We start from the raw sequence: 11,068 nt of genomic DNA, 5'->3' as shown, positions 1-11,068 counted from the left end.
TTGCAAATGATCAATTAAGTTTATTTGAATCAGTGGACCCGTTTACGGGGAAGCGAGAGAAAAAAGGCTAAGAAAAAAGCCCCCGAGTAGGGGGCTGCCAGTGATAATAGTGTGATTGCCAGATTGTTTCGATGCGCCCTTTAGGGTGCTACCACAGGTAATTGGCCCTTATAGGGCCTGAGCAAACCACCCGTTTCACGGGTGGTTTTGATTTGCTTTTACATTTGTCTGTATACACCGATAACTATTCCAAGAACCTGGACATCTTTTTCGTAAAACGGCTCCATATTATCATTTTCAGGAACCAGTTTAATGCAATCCTTCTCTTTGAAGTAACGTTTAACTGTTGCATCCTCCTGATTAACCAATGCGACGACAACCTGACCGTCTCTTGCGGTATTCTGCTGGCGAACGATTACATAATCGCCGTCAAAAATACCAATATTAATCATACTTTCGCCTTTTACTCTAAGCATAAAGGTATCATCCTTGGTGCCTAAAAGGTTAGTGGGAAGGGCGAAGGTTTCTTCAATATTCTCCTCAGCAGAGATAGGAATACCGGCAGCTACAGTACCAATCAAAGGAACGAGTACTGTGTTGCTCCACGGGTTATCTTCCATAAGGTCAATTGCTCTGGGTTTGGTAGGATCACGACGTATCATACCATGATCTTCCATCTGGTCAAGATATGCATGAACCGTGGAACTGGATTTCAATCCGACAGCCTGACCGATTTCGCGGACAGATGGTGGGTAGCCGCGATCTTTCAAAAACTGTTTAATAAATGCGTAAATGCTTTCTCGACGTTGTGCGGAAGTTTGATTGTGCCGGGCCATTATTTTCACTCCTTATTTACTTCCGATAATTTATACGTACCTAAAATCCTTAATATTAGTGGGTTTCAGCGATTTATTTTCATTTTTCCGCTTTTCCGCTCGGATTTGAATGTATCATCCAAAATAGAGAGCATTGCAGTGTTTTCTTTTTGTGTTACATGAAAGTAGATCGCTGATGTAATTTCCACGTTGGCGTGTCCCAAACGATTTGATACAAATTCCAGTTCGCAGCCATTTTCACGCAGCCTTGTAGCGTGCGTATACCTAAGCGAGTGGAAGGAGGCTCCTGAACCGAAGTTCTCTCTACAATACATATTAAAGTACCGCATATCATTCGAAGTCATATTTTTTCCGTCTTCACGGGTGCATACAAAATCGTTGTTTATGTAGTATTCACCGTATTGCAATTTGTTTTTGGCTTGCCAAGCGTAGTGCTTTTTCAGGCAAGCAACAAGAGCTTCACCAAAAACTATCGTTCTTACACTGGTTTTCGATTTTGGTGTGTTACCGACTATCGGAATACCTTTCTTATCATATAGTATCGATGATATATAAATTCGTTGGTCTTCAATACTTACCTTATCTTTTGTGAGCGCTAGAATCTCACCTAACCGCATCCCGGTATAGTATGCTACTCGAATCGGGATATAAAATTGATGTCCGATAGGGAAGCGCTCAAAGATTTCCTCAATATCAGCCTCTGAAAAAATATATTTTTCCGGAGATATTTCGTCATGCTTTGGAACTCTTAAATATATCGCCGGACTCTTATCCAGATAATCATACGGATGGACGGCTGCCTTAAATATTTCTCGAAGCAGCACAGCCATATGGGATACCGTGGACTTGGAATACCCTGCGTTCTTTTTGTTATTCAGGAACCGCTGCAGCTCTATACTGGTTACTTTATACAACTGCTTGCTTCCTAGATCCGGCAATATATGCTTTTCCAGCATCATATTATATGAATCAATTGTATTCGGCTTTAAGTTATTCTCAACGTAGTCCGTCATCCAAAGCGTAGAGAACTGCTTAACAGTGATATTTTCCTTCAATTTCATACGACCGAACCGGTCAGTCTTCTTAATGAAATTAATACAAGCTTTCTTTGCTTCGGTTTTTGTATTACCACCAATCCTTTCCACTCTCTTTGGAGTGCCATCCATCGTAAGGATCGTTGTAGTGAAATACCATCTTCCATTTTTTCTCGTAAATACATTGGCAGTTATCCTTTCTAATTGCGCATCAGGATAACTTAGGTGTTAGCAGATGCGTAATATCTTACGTATAATACGCAAGATATTACGTATTATCCTACAAACATAAAACCTCTCGTCATAAGAAGAGAAGTCTGGTGTTTTGCAACTGCTATTGTATTTGCTCTCAAATTCAGTATATTTTATAACACATGTTTTGTCAATGTTCTATTTTGTTCTATTTTATTCTTTTCAAGCTTGGCTTTCTTTTCTTTTTCAACCACAGCCGCGTAACTGGAATCAATAAATCCGCATATTGCATCCTGCACGGAGCTGTCAAACATTCTATCTTTCAACCTGTAATTTCGGATACTCAAAAATATAAGTGTAATACCAGTAGTCAATATATTCTTTTACTTTCATTTTCGGACTCCATTACAAATTATTCGTTGTTTAATTTAAGCGACAATTTTTATAATATCATCCTAAAATATTTTATAAAAATATGGGGCTGTCGCACGTAAATAGAACGTGCGGCAGCTTTTTTGCAAAAAATAGCCCGCGAAGCAGGAAACTTCGCGGGTTTTGTGTAATATGTAAGTATGGAAAAACAAACAATTACACGCAAAGATTATACAACATGGGGCGAGCCTTATCAACTTATCAAATGTCTTTGCCCCTCAATATCGAATGCCGCATTCCGGCGAACGACTCCGTCCGCCTGCTTCGCCATTTCATAGGCGGACTGGACTTAAGGGAGCTTCACAAGACCTATTCCCGCATCGAGAAATAGAAGGCGTCGCCCAGGCAGATGCTGGCCATTGCCGTCTACGCGAACATGAACGGCATCCGGAGCTCGCGCAAGATCGAGTCCGCCTGCAAGCGGGACATCAACTTCATGTACCTTCTGGAAGGCAAGCCCGCCCCCGACCATTCCGCCATCGCAAGATTCAAGCAGCTCCATCTCGCCCCCTGCATGAAAACCCTGTTCGCGGGGATGAGCCTTTCACTGGACGGGATGAGCGAACTCTCGGGCGAGCAGATCTTCATCGACGGGACCAAGATCGAATCCTGCGCCAACAAGTACACCTTCGTCTGGAAGAAATCCGTGACGAAGCAGATGGGAAAGCTCATGGAAAAAATCCCGGAGCTGTTCGCCGAAGCTGCGGAAGACTTCGATGTCCGGCTGGACTTTCCGGAGGGGATCAGGCTCCGCCACATGAAGCGGCTGCGCCGCAGGCTGAAGGCGTACCAAAAAAGCATGGGCATCGAATTCGTGCACGGGAGCTGGAAACGGAAGACGTCCCTGCAGAGACTGACGAAAAAACTGGACGAGGCGATCCGGCGCATCAAGGACTACACGAAGAAACTCTTCATCGCAGGGAACCGGAACAGCTACTCCAAGACGGACAGGGACGCGACCTTCATGCGGATGAAAGAAGACGCCATGAAGAACGGGCAGCTCAAGCCCGCCTACAACATCCAGTTCGGCGTGGACGCGCAGTACGTCGTATGGGTGACGGAAGGGCCGCAGCCGAGCGACACGACGACGCTCATCCCGTTCCTTGAAGACTTCGAGGCGCATACGGGAAAGAAATACCCGCGCATCGTGGCGGATGCAGGCTACGAAAGCGAGGAAAACTACCTGTGGCTGGAAGGGCGCGGTCAGGAAGCCTACGTCAAGCCCGCGAACTACGAGACGAGCAAGAAACGGAGCGTGAAGAAGGACATCGGCCGCAGGGAAAACATGGCGTACGCCCCAGAGGAAGACAGCTACACCTGCGCGAACGGTAAGAAACTGACAGTGACAGGGACACGCAGATGCAAGACCAAGACCGGCTACGTCAGCGAGAAGACGCAGTACGGATGCGTGGACTGCAAAGGCTGCCCAAGAAAAGCGGAATGCATCCGTGCGGGAACGTCGAAAACGCCTCTGGAGGAACAGAGCAAGCGATTCGAGGTGGCGAAGGAATTTCAGGAGCAGAGGGAGAAAGCCTTGGCGCGGATCACCTCGCCGGAGGGCATAGAGCTCCGTGTGAACCGGAGCATACAGGCCGAGGGGGGCGTTCGCGCAGACGAAGGGAAACCTTTCCTTCCGCCGGTTCCTGAGTCGCGGGCGAAAGAACATCTTGGTGGAAGCAATGCTTTTGGCCATGGCGCACAACATGATCTGCCTGCACCACAAGATACAAGCAGGCAAGGAAGTGCGCTATTTGTTCCCTGTGACTGTGGCGGCTTAACGAGCAAACAAAAAGGGCGCATGCATGTAACGGACAAAGTGCCGGTTATATTCTTGCGCCCTTTTTGTGTTCAATTTTTACATGAAAATGTCTGTGTGGTTATCAAAATTTAATATTGAGCTGAAAAAAGGAGCTGTCCATGAAGATTTTTTCCTTCATGCGACAGCCCCTATATTTTTTTACACAAAAATAAAATTCAATTAAGCTGCCGGAGTACTTCATACATTTTTTGCTGACTACATTCGACAAAATTTCGGAGCATTTGTTCCGAAATTTGTAACACGAAAAATGGACCATTTTGATGTTTGTTCCGAAAATCGGAACTTTGAAGGAGGTTAAAAATGTCTGAATTTACGGGTAAAAAGCTTAAAGAAGCACGTGTGAAGAAAGGATTATCCCAGGATGCGGCTGCTAATCTTATGAATGTTGCAAAGAGAGCAATTAGTGAGATGGAAGCAGGTAAGAGAAGTATATCTGCGGATGAATTGGCACAGTTTTCTCGTATCTATGAAGTTGATGTAAGGGAATTATTGTTCCTGGAGTTTACAGAAGCCGGTGAAGAGCAGAGGCTTGCAGCTAAGTACAGTTCTTTCTTTAAATTACTCGAGAAATTATCTGATTGTGATATTGAAGATGTTTATTGGGTAATAAAGCGTAAAGTTGAAGGATTGCTTTAAAAACTAAATAAGACTCAGGATGCCCGCATTGCAGATTGTACCTGCTTTGCGGGCATTTTTATATCTTGATATGTAGTCAATGACTACATATAGTAAAGATAATAATACACGCATTGACTACATTGATATAGTAGGTAGTGCCATGGATAAGGAAATATATAGCATTGAAGGTATAGATATTGAAGTGGAAAAAATAGATAAAACAGACGCTGATGCTGTACGCCGGAAGATGGCATATGCGTTTAAGATGATTAGAGCGCAGTCAGGAATGAACAGAAAAGATTTTTCTGCCTGGCTTGGTATTCCATATAGAACTATGCAGGAGTGGGAACTTGGTCGTAGGGCAATGCCGGAATATGTACTTCGTTTGATTGCCTATAAGGTTCAGATGGAGAAAGAAAGGGGGAACCTATAATGACAGTATTGTATGGTATTGGAACAGTTTTAAGAGTTATCCTTAGAATTGCACTATTGCCGGTACAGGCAGTTCTTACATTGCTGATGCTTGCAATTGGTTTTGTTGATGGCCTGGCAAATCTTGTATGCTGGGTGCTGGGAGTTTTCTTTGTGATTGGTGGTATCTGTTCATTTATTAACGGATCTGCATCTCTTGGATGGCAAGGACTTATTGTGGGTATCATTGTTGCAGTAGTTCCTCAGGCTTTGACCATTTGGGGAACTGAAGGCATTGGATATATAATGGAAATGCTAGCTAGAATATAGTAGCGTATTATGGTTTTGTGCTATATTGAATAAAGCAAAATAATCAAGTTTTATTTATGGTTGGAAGGGAAAATGTGTTTAATATCGAAAGATGAAATATATTAGAACGCCTAAGTTCAATACGTTATCTGAAGTTATAATATGTCTACGTAAATTATGGTTTAATTAGTTTGCCAAGAGACTATAAGGGGGTAAAGTTTTCTATAAGGATGGGATGGTTTTCTGGTCGTAAATACTGGGATGCGCATGAAGTTTATGTGTTGCCAATGACAGTCCTTTTACTTGCATTGACCATTGTGTTTATTGTTAATGTGGCAGAATTGTTATATAATATAGCAATTTGGGGAGAGATTTTTCTTGGATATTTATTTCATTGTGGTAGTTGCAGGAATTCTATCTAGAAATATGTAGGTGTGACGAGATACTTTAACATTGATGAATTTGTATTAAGACATAAACGCCCCGAGGCATTTTTTAGTGCTTTGGGGTTCTTTATTATAGGTTTAATTTGATATGAACTAAAATAGGTACTTTGAAGTGTAATCGAGCTGCTTGTAAAGTTAGAAATGTGGTAAAATTAGTTATCTTAATTGTGCAACAAAAGAGGTTTATAGAAGTGATTTAAAACAATATTGAGATTGAAGAATACAAAATGTCATGGAGAAGGTATTACACAGACAGCATTAGCAAATATAAGCATTACTACTAAATCGTATGCTAATCCCATTATTTAAAAATAAAATATTGTGATAAATAATACATTCTATGCATTTGGGCATGTTGTTGACATAGGTTTATTAAGAAAAATTAGGGTGAAGAATAGAATGAGTAAATTAAGTGTTTTTTTAAAAAAATATAAAGGGAGAGTTCTAGTCAATTCAGAGGATAATTGTGTGAAAATGATACTGGCGTGGCTTTTTCTCCTAGATGTAAACAAGTATATATATGTCACAGGAACAGTGGATTATGATGCCAGAGGAATTTGGAGTCGAACTAAAAGAATAAAAATGACTATAGATAAGGATTTGTTAATCGTTTCAGATGATAAATATCGTATTTCGGGAATAGAAGGGATTACTATCAATATTTTTGATGAAATAAAAGAACAGCAGGTCCTTATTGATGAATTAACTGAAAATATAGATAGAGAAATAGGTGAGGCATACACTTGCATCTCGTATTATACAGAAGAATATCAGAAAAAGGTAAGTTATTTACCGGATATGTATTATCTAAACAATCAGTTAGTTAATGCAGATTATAAAAGTGAATATGTCAATATTATAGATTCGATAAGATATACAAACGAGCAGTATATTAATGGTGATAGAGATGTTACAATTCATTTTTTTGGTGATTCTCGTTTTTATGGATTATATGTAGAGGATGATTATACATTAGCGAGTATTGTTAGTAAGTTAACTAAATATCGCTGCATGAATTATGGTGTACATGGGACATCGATATATGATCTTAGGTTACAAATAAAAAGTGCAAACATTCATAAGAATGATATTGTAGTAATAAATAATGGATTTATAAAATCATCAGAGAAATATGCACCAAGTATAGTTGATGAGGCGGTTTGCCATGAAATTGTAGAAATTAAGGAGATGTGTGATTTATTACAAGCACATTTGATAGTTTGTATTCTTCCTGATTGTGGGGATAAGGCTGTTATTTCTGAAAATGAATGGAGATTTTGTTTATACGATGAACTGCAAAAAATAGGAGATGCTAATAGTAAGTATTATTCATTAGATGCTACTTGGGAAAAGGTTAGGGTGGATCTTCAGCAGAAGGGGATAATATGTTGTGATATTGCAGCTACGTTAAGATATTACATGGGGAGAGAAATATTTATAGACTATATTCATTTTGGACCTGCTGGTAATCAATTGATTGCAGCTGAACTAGCAGGATATATTAATGAAATTGAGCATCCTAAAACCAATAGAATTGAAAAGATAGAAAGCGTTAAGGAGAATTATGAAAAGATAATCTGTGAGCGAAGAGGGGATTTGAATTCCAATTTTTTTGACAATGATAAATTTCAGAGTTTTATATCCATGTTAAGGAAGAACGCTGCTGATAAATTTGGTAAAGGTGCCGTTATAGTAATGAATGCAAATCCATTCACAAAAGGACATTTATATATATTAGAACAGGCGTTGAAATTAGTTGATTATCTGTTTGTTCTTGTTGTACAGGAAAGTGAAACGGTCATACCTTTTGAAGATCGGCTAATGCTTGTACAACAGAATACTGAGCTTTTAGAGAATTTAATCATAATTCCAAGTAGTGAATATGTAGTTTCAACAGTAACTTTGCCAGAATACTTTAAAAAGGAAAAAAATCAATTATTATCGGTGGATGCAAGTCGTGATATTCGTATATTTACAGAGTTTGTTATGCCAGCTTTAAATGTGAGAATGCGTATAGCAGGTGAAGAACCATACTGTAGAGTGACAAGAGAATATAATCGTCAAATTAAAGAAAGATTTGAACATGAGAATCTAGAGTTTGTTTTGATTGAACGACTAAAAGCGGATGGTGAATTCATAAGTGCTAGTAGAGTTAGAAAAGCTTTAAAAGATAACGATTTGGATAAAATAAGAGAGCTAGTTCCTGATGCGACTTATAATTATCTTGTAAATAGTAGGGAAATGCTTATAGAAAGAATTAATAGATTGGAGGTGGGAAGAGAGTGATTTTGTTATTAATAGATGAGAAGAGTTCAGCTAAGCAAGGCAGGCTGGTGTGTTCTACTTATATAGGTGAACTTACTAGGACACAAAAAGGATATGTATCTGGAAAATATAAAAAAACAAGTGATAAGGAATTAACAGACTTTATTAAGAAACACGAAGAGTCATGTATATATAGAATTGGTAATAATACTGTTACGTTTGATATATCAAATGCAAAAAATAGTTGGAATCATTTTATGATATTAGGGTATGAAAATAATCATAAAATTGTAATAGTAGATAATTGCCAAAATCTAACAATAAAGAGGGTTTCTTTGGAAAAAAACAGATTATTCGTTATAGCTGATTCAGAAGTAATCCGAATTGAGGAAAAACATAAGATAATTCCATTTGTGAATGATACGTGCATTATTGTAAAAAACAATATGTATCTTATTGACGCGTCGATAGATATAAAAGTATTAAAGCAAGTGGTGTTCTCTAAAAGACCAAAAGCAGAGATTTCATTAATGGAACTTTTTAACAATATTAGAAAAGAAGATAGAAATAAAATTTGTGAGAATGTAGACATTGAGGTGCTGTTAAGAGAAAAGAATAATTCGTTGATAGCAGAGCCTAAAATGCTTTATGATGGCAAACCAGTAAAAATCTTGTCAGATAAGACAGTACTTCATAATGGAACTGAATATTATAGGGATTACAACAGTGAATTAAAGATACAGAAACTTTTTAAACAGTTTGAAATGATTTCTACAAATACGTATTTGATTCCGAATAATGAGTCCTATATAGCTGTTCGAAAAATGATTGAATTGGGGTTCATTGTTTTTTTGAATGATAAGCAAGTAGAAGTTAGAGATGACAAATTTAGAAATATTCATTTTGAATCAGGAGAAAGATGGTTTTCGATAGATGGTAGCATTAAGTTTGATGATGAAAGTATACAATTGTCTGAATTGATTGGAGATAATGGTATATTTGCCGAGGGGACAAAGAAAGCATTATTAGTACCCGAAAATATAACGGATTTATTAGCTATAGTATCGGACGATGGAAAGATTCAAAAAACAGCTGAAAATTTTGCGAAGATAGTGGAGGACGTTTCTGAAAATGAGTTCGATAAGAATAATTTAAGTGATATATTTAGTGGAGATGTTCATCTCAGTATACCTGCTAATATTGAAACTGTGCTATTTGATTATCAAAAAGATGGTGTTGTATGGATGAAAAAATTGGCATTGAATCATATGGGAGGATGCTTGGCCGATGATATGGGCCTTGGAAAGACTGTACAGATATTAACATTACTAGCTGACGAAGAAATAAAGAGTCAGTTTAAAAAGACGCTTATTATAGTTCCTAAAACGATTCTAGGGAATTGGGTGAATGAATATGAGAAATATTTTCAACGTTCATATTCATTAATGCTCTACTACGGTGATAATCGGAGCTTAAATAACGAGTATGATGTATGTATCACAACCTATGGCATATTATTGAGTGACTTTAAGGAATTAGGTTCATTTGGATTTGAATTAGTTATACTAGATGAAGCACAGAAGGTAAAGAATATTGATTCGAAAACTAGAAGGATAGTAAAAAAAATGTCTTTAGGTAGGACGACATTCGCTGCTACAGGAACACCATATGAAAATAATGTTTTAGAACTATGGAGCATAATGGATATAACAACACCTGGTTTATTGGGGAAATATAATACTTTTTTAGATAATTATATAAATGGTAAAACAGAAATGGCTCAACTAGGACGAAAATTGTCGCCGTTTTTATTAAGAAGAACAAAAGAACAAGTGCTTGGAAAGCTACCTTCAAAAAAGACAGAAAATATTTATTGTATTATGGATAGTGAACAGGAAAAGCTTTACAAGGCAATGTTGATAAAGATAAAAAAGGATTTGTCTTTAAAAGGGGAATTAGAGAATCAAAAATTACAGATGTTGAACGGCTTAACATTTTTAAGAGAGATTTGTTGCCATCCATGCTTGATTAATGACACTAATTATAAAAAGTGTGAGGAGTCCATTAAGTTAGATACTGTGCTTGATTTAATTAATGTAACTAATGAAAGTGGCGAGAAAATAGTGATATTTAGCCAATTTACACGTTTTTTAGCACTTATTGAGAATAGACTTGAAGAAGATGGGATTGATTACTGTTATATCGATGGCCACACAAATAAGCGTCAAAAGGAAATTGATGCATTTTCAAATGAAAGTAAGAAAGTCTTTCTTATTAGCTTAAAAGCCGGTGGGTTTGGATTAAATCTAACCGAGGCTAGAAGGGTTATTATTTGTGATCCGTGGTGGAATCCAGCTGTTGAACGTCAAGCAGAGGATCGTATATATCGTATTGGTCAGAAAAAAGATGTTATTGTTTATAGATTGATAGTAAAGAATAGTGTAGAAGAAAAAATAGAAAATTTAAAAAATAGAAAAGATGAAATGGGTAAAGCGATATTCGCTAACATAAATGATATTGGTGATTTATCACCAGAAGAATTATTGAATTTGCTATAGTGGAAATCGGTTAAAAATGTTCTAAACATTTTTAGCCGATTTTTTATTTTGTATAGATTCATATTACCTTGACAACACTGTATGTAGATTATATAATTACAGAAAATTAAAAAAATAAACTGATAAGAAGACCAGTATTTATCGGGCT

Annotated in this window: 8 protein-coding genes; 6 read left to right on the top strand and 2 right to left on the bottom strand. The window is 37.7% G+C overall.

Features of this window, described 5'->3' with window-relative positions; genetic code table 11:
• Positions 1–218: 218 nt before the first annotated feature.
• On the bottom strand, positions 219–836 hold the full coding sequence (gene lexA / locus BUA83_RS11940) for a transcriptional repressor LexA (protein ID WP_072936512.1): 618 nt from the start codon (positions 834–836) through the stop codon (positions 219–221).
• Between the two features lie 65 nt (positions 837–901).
• Complete coding sequence (locus tag BUA83_RS11935) at positions 902–1,981, bottom strand: tyrosine-type recombinase/integrase (RefSeq protein ID WP_159430517.1); 1,080 nt, start codon at positions 1,979–1,981, stop codon at positions 902–904.
• Positions 1,982–2,843: 862 nt separating this feature from the next.
• On the opposite strand from BUA83_RS11935, the gene BUA83_RS11930 reads away from it, so the two are divergent.
• The 6 genes from BUA83_RS11930 to BUA83_RS11905 all read left to right on the top strand — a co-directional run bounded on the left by BUA83_RS11930 (position 2,844) and on the right by BUA83_RS11905 (position 10,920).
• Positions 2,844–4,385, top strand: a complete 1,542-nt coding sequence (locus BUA83_RS11930) for a transposase (RefSeq protein ID WP_234988337.1) — start codon at positions 2,844–2,846, stop codon at positions 4,383–4,385.
• 228 nt (positions 4,386–4,613) lie between these two features.
• Positions 4,614–4,949 carry a helix-turn-helix transcriptional regulator gene (locus tag BUA83_RS11925; protein ID WP_072936510.1) on the top strand — a complete coding sequence of 112 codons (336 nt, stop codon included), beginning with the start codon at positions 4,614–4,616 and terminating at the stop codon, positions 4,947–4,949.
• 142 nt (positions 4,950–5,091) lie between these two features.
• Positions 5,092–5,364 (top strand): helix-turn-helix domain-containing protein, encoded by a 273-nt coding sequence (locus tag BUA83_RS11920; RefSeq protein ID WP_200796074.1) that lies wholly within the window; start codon positions 5,092–5,094, stop codon positions 5,362–5,364.
• A complete protein-coding gene (locus BUA83_RS11915; RefSeq protein WP_072936509.1) occupies positions 5,364–5,672 on the top strand; it encodes a hypothetical protein in 309 nt (102 codons plus the stop codon). The genes BUA83_RS11920 and BUA83_RS11915 overlap by 1 nt, the downstream gene beginning before the upstream one ends.
• A gap of 824 nt (positions 5,673–6,496) precedes the next feature.
• Complete coding sequence (locus BUA83_RS11910) at positions 6,497–8,383, top strand: adenylyltransferase/cytidyltransferase family protein (RefSeq protein ID WP_072936508.1); 1,887 nt, start codon at positions 6,497–6,499, stop codon at positions 8,381–8,383.
• Positions 8,380–10,920, top strand: a complete 2,541-nt coding sequence (locus BUA83_RS11905) for a DEAD/DEAH box helicase (RefSeq protein WP_072936507.1) — start codon at positions 8,380–8,382, stop codon at positions 10,918–10,920. Before BUA83_RS11910 ends, BUA83_RS11905 begins: the two co-directional genes overlap by 4 nt.
• Positions 10,921–11,068: the final 148 nt, after the last annotated feature.

Origin of the sequence: Schwartzia succinivorans DSM 10502, assembly GCF_900129225.1 — a bacterium.
Lineage (GTDB): Bacteria > Bacillota > Negativicutes > Selenomonadales > Selenomonadaceae > Schwartzia > Schwartzia succinivorans.
The sequence above is the reverse complement of the archived record's forward strand: the minus strand, read 5'-3'. Positions and strand labels throughout refer to the sequence as shown.

Coding starts and splice junctions, on each gene's coding strand:
- BUA83_RS11930 (WP_234988337.1), top strand. CDS start 2,844: ATGCTGGCCATTGCCGTCTACGCGAACATGAACGGCATCCGGAGCTCG.
- BUA83_RS11920 (WP_200796074.1), top strand. CDS start 5,092: ATGGATAAGGAAATATATAGCATTGAAGGTATAGATATTGAAGTGGAA.
- BUA83_RS11915 (WP_072936509.1), top strand. CDS start 5,364: ATGACAGTATTGTATGGTATTGGAACAGTTTTAAGAGTTATCCTTAGA.
- BUA83_RS11910 (WP_072936508.1), top strand. CDS start 6,497: ATGAGTAAATTAAGTGTTTTTTTAAAAAAATATAAAGGGAGAGTTCTA.
- BUA83_RS11925 (WP_072936510.1), top strand. CDS start 4,614: ATGTCTGAATTTACGGGTAAAAAGCTTAAAGAAGCACGTGTGAAGAAA.
- lexA (WP_072936512.1), bottom strand. CDS start 836: ATGGCCCGGCACAATCAAACTTCCGCACAACGTCGAGAAAGCATTTAC.